The sequence below is a fragment of the Bradyrhizobium sp. 4 genome, assembly GCF_023100905.1.
Classification (GTDB): Bacteria; Pseudomonadota; Alphaproteobacteria; order Rhizobiales; family Xanthobacteraceae; genus Bradyrhizobium.
Genome location: NZ_CP064686.1, coordinates 3,641,739 through 3,655,366, shown reverse-complemented (window position 1 = coordinate 3,655,366; position 13,628 = coordinate 3,641,739). Strand labels below are relative to the sequence as shown.

General features: G+C 64.6%; 13 protein-coding genes. 10 read left to right on the top strand and 3 right to left on the bottom strand.

Annotation, left to right across the window (positions count from 1 at the left end; all coding sequences use genetic code 11):
* Positions 1 to 42 precede the first annotated feature (42 nt).
* Positions 43 to 921: an SDR family oxidoreductase gene (locus IVB45_RS16875; protein WP_247361258.1), complete on the top strand. Its 879-nt coding sequence runs from the start codon at positions 43 to 45 to the stop codon at positions 919 to 921.
* Between the two features lie 26 nt (positions 922 to 947).
* Here IVB45_RS16875 and IVB45_RS16870 read toward each other — a convergent pair whose 3' ends face one another.
* From IVB45_RS16870 to IVB45_RS16860, 3 genes are all read right to left on the bottom strand, one after another.
* Entirely contained in the window at positions 948 to 2,282 is a 1,335-nt protein-coding gene (locus tag IVB45_RS16870) for a dicarboxylate/amino acid:cation symporter (protein ID WP_027569833.1), read from the bottom strand.
* Between the two features lie 84 nt (positions 2,283 to 2,366).
* Positions 2,367 to 2,921 carry a biotin transporter BioY gene (locus IVB45_RS16865; RefSeq protein ID WP_027569832.1) on the bottom strand — a complete coding sequence of 185 codons (555 nt, stop codon included), beginning with the start codon at positions 2,919 to 2,921 and terminating at the stop codon, positions 2,367 to 2,369.
* 87 nt (positions 2,922 to 3,008) lie between these two features.
* Positions 3,009 to 4,196 (bottom strand): aminotransferase class I/II-fold pyridoxal phosphate-dependent enzyme, encoded by a 1,188-nt coding sequence (locus tag IVB45_RS16860; protein ID WP_247361260.1) that lies wholly within the window; start codon positions 4,194 to 4,196, stop codon positions 3,009 to 3,011.
* 220 nt (positions 4,197 to 4,416) lie between these two features.
* On the opposite strand from IVB45_RS16860, the gene IVB45_RS16855 reads away from it, so the two are divergent.
* From IVB45_RS16855 to IVB45_RS16815, 9 genes are all read left to right on the top strand, one after another.
* Positions 4,417 to 5,820, top strand: coding sequence for a M48 family metalloprotease (locus IVB45_RS16855; protein ID WP_027517691.1), 1,404 nt, complete (start codon positions 4,417 to 4,419; stop codon positions 5,818 to 5,820).
* A gap of 126 nt (positions 5,821 to 5,946) precedes the next feature.
* Positions 5,947 to 6,714: a DsbA family protein gene (locus tag IVB45_RS16850; protein WP_247361262.1), complete on the top strand. Its 768-nt coding sequence runs from the start codon at positions 5,947 to 5,949 to the stop codon at positions 6,712 to 6,714.
* A 216-nt stretch (positions 6,715 to 6,930) separates the two neighbouring features.
* Positions 6,931 to 7,740 (top strand): DUF1236 domain-containing protein, encoded by an 810-nt coding sequence (locus tag IVB45_RS16845; protein ID WP_247361263.1) that lies wholly within the window; start codon positions 6,931 to 6,933, stop codon positions 7,738 to 7,740.
* Between the two features lie 263 nt (positions 7,741 to 8,003).
* The gene (aroQ, locus tag IVB45_RS16840; protein ID WP_027569828.1) at positions 8,004 to 8,471 is read left to right on the top strand and encodes a type II 3-dehydroquinate dehydratase; all 468 of its coding nucleotides are present in this window, start codon (positions 8,004 to 8,006) and stop codon (positions 8,469 to 8,471) included.
* 37 nt (positions 8,472 to 8,508) lie between these two features.
* A complete protein-coding gene (gene accB, locus IVB45_RS16835; protein WP_247361265.1) occupies positions 8,509 to 8,997 on the top strand; it encodes an acetyl-CoA carboxylase biotin carboxyl carrier protein in 489 nt (162 codons plus the stop codon).
* Between the two features lie 60 nt (positions 8,998 to 9,057).
* Complete coding sequence (gene accC / locus IVB45_RS16830; protein WP_007609734.1) at positions 9,058 to 10,416, top strand: acetyl-CoA carboxylase biotin carboxylase subunit; 1,359 nt, start codon at positions 9,058 to 9,060, stop codon at positions 10,414 to 10,416.
* Positions 10,417 to 10,522: 106 nt separating this feature from the next.
* Positions 10,523 to 12,040, top strand: coding sequence for an ATP-binding protein (locus IVB45_RS16825; RefSeq protein ID WP_247361267.1), 1,518 nt, complete (start codon positions 10,523 to 10,525; stop codon positions 12,038 to 12,040).
* On the top strand, positions 12,037 to 12,477 hold the full coding sequence (locus IVB45_RS16820; protein ID WP_027569825.1) for a response regulator: 441 nt from the start codon (positions 12,037 to 12,039) through the stop codon (positions 12,475 to 12,477). The genes IVB45_RS16825 and IVB45_RS16820 overlap by 4 nt, the downstream gene beginning before the upstream one ends.
* Positions 12,474 to 13,589 (top strand): histidine kinase dimerization/phosphoacceptor domain -containing protein, encoded by a 1,116-nt coding sequence (locus IVB45_RS16815; RefSeq protein ID WP_027569824.1) that lies wholly within the window; start codon positions 12,474 to 12,476, stop codon positions 13,587 to 13,589. Before IVB45_RS16820 ends, IVB45_RS16815 begins: the two co-directional genes overlap by 4 nt.
* Positions 13,590 to 13,628: the final 39 nt, after the last annotated feature.

Sequence of the window (13,628 nt, the reverse complement as noted above, 5' to 3'; positions counted from 1 at the left end):
CGTCGTCTCCACCAATCCTTGCTTGATCCCTGGAGACTGCTCATGCGTGTTTTCGTCACTGGCGCCACCGGCTTCGTCGGCTCCGCCGTCGTCCGCGACTTGATCGCCGCCGGCCACCGAGTCACGGGCCTCGCCCGCTCCGACGCGGGAGCCGCGGCGCTCGCCGCGATGGGTGCCGAGGTCCATCGCGGGTCGCTGGAGGATCACGCGTCGTTGCGCAGCGGCGCGGCCGCCTCCGACGGCGTCCTGCACCTCGGTTTCAACCACGACTTTTCGAAGTTTCTGGACAATTGCGAGCTCGACCGCCGCGCGATCCTGGCGATCGGCGAGGAGTTCAAGGGCTCCAGTCGCCCTCTCATCGTCACCTCCGGCGTCGCGCTGCTTGCGCCCGGACGCCTCGCCACCGAGGACGATGAATCATCGCACCGCTTTCCACGCGTGTCGGAATCGACCGCGCTGTCGCTGGCTGGCGTCCGCGCAGCCGTGGTACGTCTTCCGCCGTCCACGCATGGCGAGGGCGACCACGGCTTCGTCCCGATCCTGATCGACCTCGCGCGCCAGAAAGGCATATCGGCCTATGTTGGCGATGGCGGCAACCGCTGGCCCGCCGCGCACCGCGTCGATGCTGCGCGCGTCTACCGGCTGGCGCTGGAGCAAGGCGCAACCGCGAAGCACTATCACGCGATCGCCGAGGAAGGCGTGCCGTTCAAGGCGATTGCGGAGGTGATCGGCCGGCGGCTCGGCGTGCCCGTGGTGTCCCAATCGCCCGAGGAAGCGACCGCGCATTTCGGCTGGTTCGCACAGTTCGCGGCCGCCGACGTTCCGACCTCGAGCGCGAAGACGCGTGCCGCTCTCGGCTGGTCGCCCAAAGAAAAAGGGCTGATCGAGGATCTCGACCAGCCCTATTACTTCAAGATCTGACGGCGCTCGGCACCGCCAAATGCAGATCAGTCCGTCGTGACCGCCGTTTCCATGTCAGTCGGATCGATCTGCCTGGCGAGGTTGGCGTTGAGCTTGTCGCGATCGAGTTCGCCCTCCCACCAGGCGACGACCACGCAGGCAACGCCGTTGCCGCACAGATTGGTCAGCGCGCGACACTCGCTCATGAACTTGTCGATGCCGAGCACGATCGCCATGCCCGGCACGAGGCGCGGATCGACCACGGCGAGCGTCGCCGCCAGCGTGATGAAGCCCGCGCCCGTGATGCCGGAGGCACCCTTCGAGGTCAGCATCGCCACCACCAGGATGGTGAGCTGCTGGCCGAAGGTGAGATCGAAGCCCAGCGCCTGCGCGATGAACAGGGTCGCCAGCGTCATGTAGATGTTGGTGCCGTCAAGATTGAACGAATAGCCCGTGGGCACCACGAGGCCGACCACCGACTTGGAGCAGCCGAGGCGCTCGAGCTTTTCCATCAAGGATGGCAACGCGCTTTCCGAGGACGAGGTGCCGAGCACGATCAGCAGCTCGTCCTTGATGTAGGCGAGGAACTTGAAGATGGAGAAGCCGGCGAAGCGCGCGATGGTTCCGAGCACGACGAACACGAACAGCGCCGCGGTCACGTAGAACGTCGCGATCAGGCCGACGAGGTTGAGGATCGCCCCGGTGCCGAACTTGCCGATGGTGTAGGCCATCGCGCCGAAGGCGCCGATCGGGGCTGCGCGCATCACGATGGAGATGACGCCGAACACCGCATGCGCGGCGTCGTCGATGAAGCTGCGGATGGTGTGGCCGCGTTCGCCGAGCCCCATGATGGCGAAGCCGAACAGCACCGAGAACAGCAGCACCTGCAGGATCTCGCCTTGCGCGAAGGCGCCGACGACGGTGTCCGGAATGATGTGCAGCACGAAGTCGACCGACTTCTGGCCTTCAGCCTGCTTGGCGTAGTTGGCGACGGCCTGCGCGTTGGCGGCGGCGCCGCCGAAGCCCGCACCCGGCTTCACCAGATTGCCGATGATGAGTCCGATCACCAGTGCGAAGGTCGAGACGATCTCGAAATAGACCAGCGCCTTGACGCCGATGCGGCCGACCTTCTTGGCGTCCTGGATATGGGCAATGCCCGAGACAACGGTGCAGAAGATGATCGGCGCGATCACCATCTTGATCAGCTTGATGAAGCCGTCGCCGAGTGCCTTGATCCACTCATTGGTAGCGACTGACGGCCAGAGCCAGCCGACGATGGCGCCAAGCACGATCGCGATCAGCACCTGGATATAAAGTACCTTGTACCACGGCTTGGCGGCGGGCGGCGCGACCGGCGCCCCCACCATCGTTGTCGTCGTCATTGTTTCACTCCCCCTCAAAACGCCAGGCCAGCCAAGATCAACTTGGCCGGCCCTGTCAATCGGAACTGCTCGATATTGCGCGCTTTACCCGCGGTCGACCACCCGGCGTATCGCCGGCATCAACGTCGCGCCCAGCGCGTTCTTGACCAGCGAGGCCGCAACGAACGGCATCAGGCCGACCTGCCACGCCTTTGCGGCGCCGAGGCCGAGACCGAAGGCCAGCCAGCCAAAGCCCGCGGCCAGAATGAGGATGTGGCCGACGGCCATGGCCGCAAACAGCAGCATTACGCTGCGATCCCAGCCGCGCTCGGCGAGCCAGCCGGTGACGAACGCGGCGCCAATGAAGCCGAACAGATAGCCTGCGGTCGGGCCGACCAACGGTGCGATTCCACCAACGGGACCGGCGAACACCGGCAGGCCCATTGCGCCCTCGGCGAGGTAGGCGATCATGGTTGCGCTGCCAAGCCGCCACCCATAGGCGGCGCCGATCATCAACACGACCAGCGTCTGCAATGTCATGGGCACGTAAGGCAGTGGCAGGTTCACCTTGGCTGACAGCGCCATCAAGGCGGTGCCGAGCGCAATCAGCACGACGGCGCGCAAGGCGCCGACGGTTTCACCCGGCCGGATCGGCCACATCAATGCGGCGAGAGGAGAATGCGTGGCGGTAGACGGGACGGAACGGTCAGACAAGTTGCACTCCAGAAGACTGTCGAAAACTGGCGGCTATTTAAGCCAGTGGGCGATCCGGTCAACTGCTTCCCGCATCTCCGCAGCCGAACGCGCGTAAGAGAGCCTTATGAATGAACGACCATGGATGGGATCGAAGTCGAGCCCCGGCGTGACCGCGACATGGGCCTGTTCGAGCATCTGCTTGGCGAACTCGAAACTGTCGGAGGTGAAATCCGAGACGTCCGCATAGAGATAGAATGCACCGTCGGCCGGCAGAAACCTGGTCAGGCCGGCCTTGGGCAATCCCTCGATCAGGATGCGCCGGTTTTCCTGATAGCCGTGCTTGATCTCCTCCATCTCGGCCGCGCCGTCGAAGGCCGCTTCGGCTGCGATCTGCGACAGCGATGGCACCGAGATCGACAGGTTCTGCTGCAGCCGCTCGATCGGCCGCACCAGAATCTCGGGCACGACCATCCAGCCGACGCGCCAGCCCGTCATGCAAAAATACTTCGAGAACGAGTTGATCACGAGCGCGTGGTCCGACAGCGCCGCAGCCGTCACCGCGGGAAACGCGTAATCGAGCCCGTGATAGATCTCGTCCGAGATGAACCGGATGCCCGCGTCTTCCGCCGCCGCGATCAGACCGGCGAGCGCCTCGCGGGACATCATGGTCCCGGTTGGATTGGCGGGGCTGCCGACCAGCACGCCCTTCAGCGGCGCCTTGCGATGGGCGGCCAGCAGCGCCTCGCCGGTCAACGCATGGCGCGTCTCGTTCGTGGTCTCGATCAGCACCGGCTCGCAGCCGAGCGCGGTGAGGATATGACGGTAAGGCGGATAACCCGGCACCGTTACGGCAACGCGGTCGCCCGGCTCGAACATCGCGAGGAATGCCAGAATGAACCCGCCGGAGGAGCCGGTGGTCACCACGATCCGCTCGGGGCTGACGTCACAGCCATAGGCATCGCGATAATGCCGCGCGATGCGCGCGCGCAAGGAGGGGATGCCGAGTGCGGAAGTATAATCAATCCGCCCCGCCTCGAGCGCCGCATGGGCGGCCGCAATCGCAGTCTTCGGCGCGCCGGCGGCGGGCTGGCCAACCTCCATGTGGATCACATGGCCTCCGGCCGCCTCGATCCGGGCCGCCGCGGCCATCACGTCCATCACCATGAACGGGGGAACATCGCTGCGGCGGGAGGGCGCAAGCCACTCTCCCAATCGGTTCCTCAATGTCGCATCGTGCATCGATTTCTGCTATTCGCTGGCGGGGCCGATCCGTCCGACCCGGGCAAAACGGGGTGCTTGCGCCCCAGACTGGCCGCATTGTACGGCTCATAAGGGGTACGGCTCAAAGGGGCATATCGCGTATCCGGTCCGCCGCCAATCGCCAAAACCAATCACTGAACTGCTTGACCAGGAATGCCTGACAAGCCTGCTGACAAGACCGTTTGACCCAGACCGCTTGATGTTGTTCCAGATCGCATTGCGCAAGACGGCCACCGCCCTCACCTCCCTCGTCGCGGCGGCTGCGATCGCGCTGACGCCGTTCTCGGCCGCGCATGCGCAGGCCAAGGGGCCGCCGGTCCTGCGCGACACCGAGACCGAGCAGCTGCTGCGCGAATACACGCGCCCGATCCTGCGCGCCGCCGGTCTGGAAAAGCAGAACATCCAGATGGTGATCGTCAACGAGGGCTCGTTCAACGCGTTCGTCGCCGATGGCCGCCGCATCTTCGTCAATTACGGTGCGATCCTCCAGTCGGAGACGCCGAACCAGATCATCGGCGTGCTCGCGCACGAGACCGGGCATCTGGCCGGTGGCCATCTGTCCAAGCTGCGCGAGCAGCTCGCCAATGCCCAGACCCAGATGATCATCGCCATGCTGCTCGGCGCGGGCGCGATGGCCGTAGGCAGCACCCGCGGCAGTGGCAGCGCCGGCAACAATGGCCTTGCCAATGCAGGAGCCGCCGCCCTCGCCGGTCCCCAGGAGATGATCCGCCGGACGCTGCTGTCTTACCAGCGCCAGCAGGAGGAGAACGCCGACCGCGCGGGCGTGAAATTCCTGACTGCGACCCAGCAGTCGCCGAAGGGCATGTACGAGACGTTCAAGCGCTTCACCAGCGAGAGCCTGTTCGCCGCACGAGGCGCCGATCCCTATCTCCAGTCGCACCCGATGCCGGCCGAGCGCGTCGCTTCCTTGCAAGAGTTCGCCAGCTCCAGCCCTTATTGGGACAAGAAGGACGATCCAGCGCTCCAGCTCCGCCACGACATGGTGCGCGCCAAGATCTCCGCCTTCATGGAGCGGCCGGAGACGGTGTATCGCCGCTATCCCCTGACCAATGACAGCATGCCGGCGCGCTACGCCCGCGCCATCAGCACCTATCTGCACGGGGATTTGCGCAGCGCGCTCACCCAGATCGACGCGCTGATCCAGGTCCAGCCCAACAATGCGTATTTTTACGAGGTGCGCGGCCAGGCCCTGCTGGAGGGCGGCAAGCCGGCCGAGGCGATCCCTGCCCTGCGCAAGGCTGTCGCACTTTCGAACAACGCGCCCCTCATCGAGATGTTACTTGGGCAGGCTCTGGTTGGGTCCGATAATAAGGCCTACACCGATGACGCCGTTCGGATTCTCCGGGCCGCGGTCGCACGGGAACCGGAGGCCATTCTCGGCTACATGCAGCTCGCGATGGCCTATGGCCGGAAGGGCGACTATGCCGAGGCCGATCTGGCGTCGGCGCAGGCCGCTTATCTGCGCGGCGACAACAAGACCGCCCGCGAGCTTGCGACGCGCGCGAAAACCCGTTTCGCCGTCGGCACGCCCGGATGGGTCAAGGCCGACGACATCGTGGCGTCGAAACCGCCGCGCAACTGACAAGACCAAGACGACCTTACAGGACGACGCCTTACGCCACGACGCCTTACGAAACGACGTCACGACACCGAGCTTAAGTCCGCCGGGACGTTTTCCGAAACCTGCTTTGGATAAGAGGATTTGCCTATGCCTTCGCTGCGCCTGCTTGCTCCCGCGCTGTTTGCGCTCGCCATGTTCGGCGCAGCCGCGCCCGCGTCGGCCGACAGCTTCTCCGATGCCCAGCGCACGGACATCGAGGTGATCATCAAGAACTATCTCGTCACCCATCCCGAGGTGCTCGAGGAAGCGATGGCCGAGCTCACCAAGCGCCAGGCCGCGGCCGAGACGCAGAAACACGAGGCCAGCGTCGCGCAGAATTCCGATGCGATCTTCAACTCGCCACGCCAGGTCGTGCTCGGCAACAAGGACGGCGACGTCACCTTCGTCGAGTTCTTCGACTACAATTGCGGCTACTGCAAGCGCGCGATGGACGACATGCTCACCCTCATGAAGGCTGATCCGAAGCTGAAGGTGGTGCTGAAGGAGTTTCCGGTGCTGAGCCAGGGTTCGGTGGAAGCAGCCCAGGTCGCAGTCGCGGTGCGCATGCAGGATCCCTCCGGCAAGAAATATCTCGATTTCCATCAGAAGCTGCTCGGCGGCCGTGGCGCGGCAGACAAGGCGCGCGCGCTTCAGGCGGCCAAGGAAGCCGGTCTCGACGTCGCGAAGATCGAGAAGGATATCGGCGGCGCCGAGGTGCGCAGCACCATCGAGGAGAACTTCAAGCTCGCCGAAGCGATGGGCATGAACGGCACGCCCAGCTACGTGATCGGCAAGCAGATCGTTGTCGGCGCCGTCGGTGTCGATAGCCTGAAGGAAAAGATCGCTATGGCCCGCTGCGGCAAAGCGACCTGCTGACAAGGCGACTTGCTGATCAGGGATCTGCTCTACAACTCACGCATGCAAAAGGCCGGCTGAAACGCCGGCCTTTTCATTGCGCCGAAATCTGGCGCGCGCGTTCATCTGGCGTTCAACAAACAAATGCCGCGGAACCGCCAATGTTCCGGAACTCCTGATACCTCCTTTCGTTGTCGGCGCGGGCAATGACGCAGAGAAACACGTGAGGAGAATTCAATGTCTAACCGCTTTATGATCTCGGTCGCCGCGCTCGCGCTCGTCGCCGGCACCGGTCTGGCGAACGCACAGGGCACCATGAACCGCGACAGCGGTGGCGGCGCTGGCGCGCAGCCGACGCAGCACTCGCAGCCTTCCGGCGCCGCCGAGCGCGGCGGCTCGATGGGCCGTGAATCCGCTCAGGAGAAGGGCACCGTCGGCCAGACTGGCGGCGCCATGAAGCCCGGCGGTGCAGCCGAGGAGAAGTCGTCGGGTGGGATGGACAAGTCCGGCGCGATGAACAAGAACGCGGCCGACGAGAAGGCCGGCGCGGCGAAGGGTGAGCACGCCCAAGGCGCGCAGGATAAGTCCGCGCAGGACAAGGCAGCGCAGGACAAGTCGAAGAGCACGATGGACAAGTCCCAGACGGACAAGTCCAAGAGCACGGAGACTGACACCAAGAGCGGCAATATGAACGCCCAGACCAAGGGCGCAGACAGTCAGACCAAGGGTGCGGACAACAAGGCTGCCGATACCAAGTCTCAGACCACGACCGGCACGGCCTCCGCGACCGCTTCTGCACCGCCGCCCGAGAAGCGGACCGAGATCACATCCGCGATCAAGTCGACCAAGATCGAGGAAACGACCAACGTCAACTTCAACATCTCGGTCGGCACGACGATCCCTGCCAGCGTTCATTTCCACCCGCTCCCGCCGCGGATCGTCGAGATCTATCCGGAGTGGCGCGGCTACGAGGTGATCTTCGTGCACGGCCAGTACGTGATCGTTCGTCCGCAGACGCGCGAGATCGTGTACGTCATCGAGGGGTAAGCCGGGAGCCTGACCGACCCGTCCGCACGAGCCCCCGCCGAGAGATCGGCGGGGGCTTTCGGTCTCTCGGGAGACCCAGCCCCTCTGGCGCTGCGGCAGCCATGCTTCGGACTGGTTAACAAGCAATTTCCGTAGCTTGCGCACAGGTTTTTGCACCCCGGATGAGGCATCTGAAGCCAGCTCGGAGGTCCTTCAAGGCTTCCCCTCACGCGCTTTGTTACCTATAACCCCCGCCACGCCGAAGCACCTCTTGCGGGATTGGAATGGCCGAACCAGCAACCGACACGATCCTTGTCCTGAACGGGCCGAACCTCAACATGTTGGGGACACGCGAGCCCGAGAAGTACGGGCATGCGTCGCTGGCCGACGTCGAGGCGCTGTGCCGGGAGACGGCAACGACGTTCGGCCTCAAGGCGGACTGCCGGCAGTCCAACCGCGAGGGCGAGCTGATCGACTTCATCCACGAGGCACATGCCCGCAAGATGAAGGGCATCATCATCAATGCCGGCGGCTATTCGCACACGTCGATCGCGCTGCACGACGCGCTGCTGGCGGTGCAGATCCCGACGGTCGAGGTGCACGTCACCAACATCCACGCCCGCGAGAATTTCCGACATCACTCCTACACCGCGCGCGCGGCCTTCGCCTCGCTCTGCGGTTTCGGCATCGAGGGCTACCGCCTCGCCATCCAGGGCCTTGCCGCCAAGCTCGGCATCAAGCCCAAAGCCTGACGCTCCCCCTTCACACAGAACATTCGGATCAAACAACATGGCGCGCCAGCCAGACGACAAAGCAGCCGCAAAGTTTTCCAGCGAGGATTCCGCCCTCGTCCGCGAGCTCGCCTTGCTGCTCGATGAGACCAGCCTCACCGAAATCGAGATCGAGCGTGCCGGCCTGCGCCTGCGCGTCGCCCGCAACATCAGCGTCGCCGCGACCATGCCGATGCAGATGGCGGCCGCCCCCGCCGCGCTCCCGGTGGCTGCAGCTGCCGCCGCGCCTGCCGCTGCCGACCTGTCGAAGCATCCCGGCGCCGTAACCTCGCCGATGGTCGGCACCGCCTATTGGGCGCCGGAGCCCGGCGCCAAGCCGTTCATCGAGGTTGGTAGCAAGGTCTCGGTCGGCCAGACGCTGCTGATCATCGAAGCCATGAAGACAATGAACCAGATTCCCTCGCCGCGCGCCGGCACGGTGACGCAGATCGTGATCGAGGACGGCCAGCCGGTCGAGTACGGCGAGCCACTCGTGATCATTGAGTGACGTTCGAGGGCGGTCTCATCGCCCTCGCCGCTTTCCGCGCGTCAGTCCAATAAGGACACCATGTTCGACAAGATCCTCATAGCCAATCGCGGCGAGATCGCCCTTCGCATCCTCAGGGCCTGCAAGGAGCTCGGGATCGCGACCGTCGCCGTGCATTCCACCGCCGACGCCGATGCCATGCATGTGCGCCTGTCGGACGAGAGCGTGTGCATCGGGCCGCCGGCGTCCAAGGACAGCTATCTCAACGTGCCCGCGCTGCTCGCGGCCTGCGAGATCACCGGCGCCGATGCCGTGCATCCCGGCTACGGCTTCCTGTCGGAGAACGCGCGCTTCGCCGAAATCCTCGCCGAGCATAATTTGCATTTCATCGGCCCGAAGGCCGAGCACATCCGCCTGATGGGCGACAAGATCGAGGCCAAGAGGACTGCCAAGAAGCTCGGCATTCCCGTGGTGCCCGGCTCCGACGGAGGGGTCGGCCCCAACGACGACGCGATGGCGATCGCCAGGAAGATCGGCTTCCCCGTGCTGGTCAAGGCCGCGGCGGGCGGCGGCGGCCGCGGCATGAAGGTGGCCGAGAGCGAGGCCGATCTTCAGGTCGCGCTGTCGACGGCTGCCAACGAGGCCAAATCCGCTTTCGGCGATGCCTCCGTCTACCTCGAGAAATATCTGCAGAAGCCGCGTCACATCGAGATCCAGATCCTCGGCGACGGCCGCGGCGGCGCGATTCATCTCGGCGAACGCGACTGCTCGCTGCAGCGACGCCACCAGAAGGTTTGGGAGGAAGGCCCCTCGCCCGTGCTGACCGCGGCTGCACGCGCCAAGATCGGCGAGACCTGCGCCAAGGCGATGCGCGAGATGAAATATCTCGGCGTCGGCACCATCGAATTCCTGTTCGAGGACGGCGAGTTCTACTTCATCGAGATGAACACGCGCATCCAGGTCGAGCATCCCGTCACCGAGAGCATCACCGACATCGACCTCGTGCTGGAGCAGATCCGCATCGCCGCCGGCGGCGACCTGCCGGCGAGGCAGGAAGAGGTCCAGGTCATCGGCCACGCGATCGAGTGCCGCATCAACGCCGAGAATCCGCAGACCTTTCGTCCTTCGCCCGGCCGCATCACGCAGTATCACCCGCCCGGCGGGCTCGGTGTGCGGATCGATTCCGCCGTCTATCAGGGCTACACGATCCCGCCTTATTACGACTCGCTGGTCGGCAAGCTGATCGTGCACGGCAAGACCCGCGGCGAGTGCCTGATGCGGCTGCGCCGGGCGCTGGACGAGATGGTGGTCGAGGGGATCGAGACCACGCTGCCGCTGTTCCGCGCTCTGGTGCGCGAAGACGACATCATCAACGGCGACTACCACATCCACTGGCTGGAACAATATCTTGCCGGCAAGGCGGAACCCGCCCCGAAGTAGCCGTCCCTCCGCATGGAACCCTTTGGCCCCAATCGCGTTTGGGACGATGGGGACAGTTCCGAGGGGGCGTTTTGAAGTCCGGCAATCCTGATCGAGCGAGACCGTCGTGACCGCTGACGCGCAGCGACGGCGTACATTTTGGCAGATCCTGCTGTTCGCAGCGGGACTCCTGGTGCTGACCGTGATCAGCGCCGGCTCCGTCTATCTCGTCAACAAGGCGAGAGACGACAGCAAATGGGTGGTTCACACCATCGAGGCGGAGAACCAGATCAACGCCCTCCTGCTGGAAATCCGGCGGGCCGAGAGCGCCGCCCGCGGCTACCTTCTGACACAAGGGGCGGATTTCAAGGTCGAGCATGACAAGGCCGTGGCGGCCGTCATCCCCGCTCTCGACAAGCTCACGCGCCTGATCGGCGACAACCCGGCGCAACGCCAAAGCATCGAGAAGCTGAGCGCGGCGATCGAGACCCGGCTCGGGCAGTTCGCGCAGGAGATGGATTTCATCCGGCGGGGTGAGCCGGAGAAGGCCGCAGCGCTGGTCCGTGAGATCGCCTCCACGGACGCAACAGCCGTGATCGCCAATGTCGCGACAGGGATGATTCAGGAGGAGGAGCGGCTGTTCCGGCTCCGAACGGTCAATTCGGATCGCAGCCAGACCCTCGCCGCGTCGATGACCGGCATCGGCTCCGGCCTCGTCGTGCTGCTGGCGCTGATATCGATCTGGCTGGTGCGGCGCTCGGCCGGCGCCCGTGACGATGCCGAGGCGCGCCTGCGCGATGCCAACGTCAACCTGGAAGCCGTGGTCGACGAACGCACGGCCGATCTGCGCGAAGCCAACAACGAGATCCAGCGCTTTGCCTATATCGTCAGCCACGATCTGCGCTCGCCACTCGTCAACATCATGGGCTTCACCAGCGAACTCGAAGAGCTCGGCGGCGACATTTTCCGCCGTATCGGCGGCCTTACCCACGTCCCGGCCGACGGGCCGCCGCTGCCGGACGGCGAGATCGCGCTCGAAGGTCCCGACAAGCAGCTCTCAGCGGATTTTTCCGAAGCGCTGGGCTTCATCAAGTCGTCGATCGCCAAAATGGACCGCCTGATCTCGGCGATCCTCAATCTCACCCGCGAGGGCCGGCGCGAGTTCCAGCCGGAAAAGATCGACACGGCCGAGCTGATCGAAGCGATCGTATCGACGCTGGCGCATCAGGCCGCCGAGGCGCAGGCGGAGATCCAAGTAGCCCCCCTGCCCAATCTCGTCAGCGACCGCCTGGCGCTGGAGCAGATCTTCTCCAATCTGATCGACAACGCCATCAAATATCTCAAGCCCGGCGTCCCCGGCGAGATCAAAATCCGCGGGCGCACCAAGCTCGGCTACGCAATCTTCGAAATCAGCGATAACGGCCGCGGCATCGACCCCAAGGACCACCAGCGGATCTTCGACCTGTTTCGCCGCGCCGGAACCCAGGACAAGCCCGGTCAGGGCATCGGTCTTGCGCATGTGCGTGCACTTGTGCGTCGCCTCGGCGGCACCATGTCGGTATCATCGGAACTGAATACGGGCAGTACCTTCACCATCACGCTGCCCATCACCTGGAACACCAGCAACCGGAACGCGGATCAATGACTCAACCCGTCAGCATCATCATGATCGAGGACGACGAAGGGCACGCGCGGCTGATCGAGCGGAACATCCGAAGATCCGGCGTCAACAACGAGATCATCTCCTTTGCCAACGGCACGGATGCGATGAAATACCTGTTCGGGCCCGACGGCAGCGGGCTCGTGCAGAAAGGTAATGCGCTCCTGATCCTGCTCGATCTCAACCTTCCCGACATGACCGGGATCGACATTCTCAAGCAGATCAAGGAGAACAAATATCTGAAGGCCTCGCCCGTCGTGGTGCTGACCACCACCGACGATTCCCAGGAAATCAAGCGCTGCTACGAGCTCGGCTGCAATGTCTACATCACCAAGCCCGTGAACTACGAGAATTTCGCCAATGCCATCCGGCAGCTCGGCTTGTTCTTCTCGGTCATCCAGGTCCCGCCCGCCGCCCCATGAACCAGCGCATGCCCACACTGCTCTACATCGACGACGACGGGGCGCTTGCGCGTCTGGTCGATCGCGGCCTGACACGGCGCGGCTACAAGGTCGTTCACGCCGCAAGCGGCGAGGAAGGCCTCGAGCTCATCCGCCGCGCGGGCGCGCAGGACAGCATTGACCGCGGCATCGACGTCGTGGCGCTCGACCAGTACATGCCCGGCCTCGACGGGCTGGAGACGCTTGAGCAGATCATGGCGATCCCGGGCGCGCCGCCGGTGGTCTTCGTCACGGCGTCGCAGGATTCCAGCATTGCGGTGACGGCGCTGAAGGCGGGGGCGGCCGATTATCTCGTCAAGGACGTCAAGGGCGATTTCATCCCCCTGCTTCACGTCGCGGCCGAGGGCGCGCTGCGCCAGGCCGAAATGCAGAAGGCGCGCGAGGAAGCCGAAGCCGAGATCCATGCCTCGCGCGACCGCTACGCGGCCCTTGCCGCCGAACGCGAAATGCTGCTGCGCGAGGTCAACCACCGCGTCGGCAACTCGCTCCAGATCATCGCCTCCCTGCTGCATCTGCAGGCAAGCTCCGCTGCGCAGGACGAGGTCAAGGCTGCGTTGACCAATGCGATGGGCCGCGTCGCCGCGGTCGCGCAGGTGCACCGCCGCCTCTACACCTCGCAGGACCTGAAGAGCGTGGTCCTGAACCAGTATCTGGACTCGCTGCTTGAGGATTTGCGCCGCTCGGCCGAGGGCAATCGGATGTCGCGCCTGACGCTGAAGGCCGAACCGATCGAGATCGATCCGGACCGTGCGGTCGCCGTCGGCATCATCGTCAACGAGCTGGTGATGAATGCGGTGAAATACGCCTACCCTGACGGCGCCGGCCCGATTCATGTGGAGCTGACCTCGCAGGGCGACGATCTCCTGCTGTCGATCAGCGACGATGGTGTCGGCGACAACGTCAAGGCCGATCCGCGCTCCACCGGCATGGGCCAGCGCATCGTCGCAGCCATGGCCACGAAGCTCGATGCTTCGGTCGAGCGCGACCCCACCCATTCCGGAACCCGCGTCATGTTGATGTTCCGCCGTGTCCCAGTTGCCGCCGGCAAGCCGGCTGCTGCCGCAGCGAACTGATCTGCACCGCCCATCGCAACCGCATTGCGATCCTGCTAT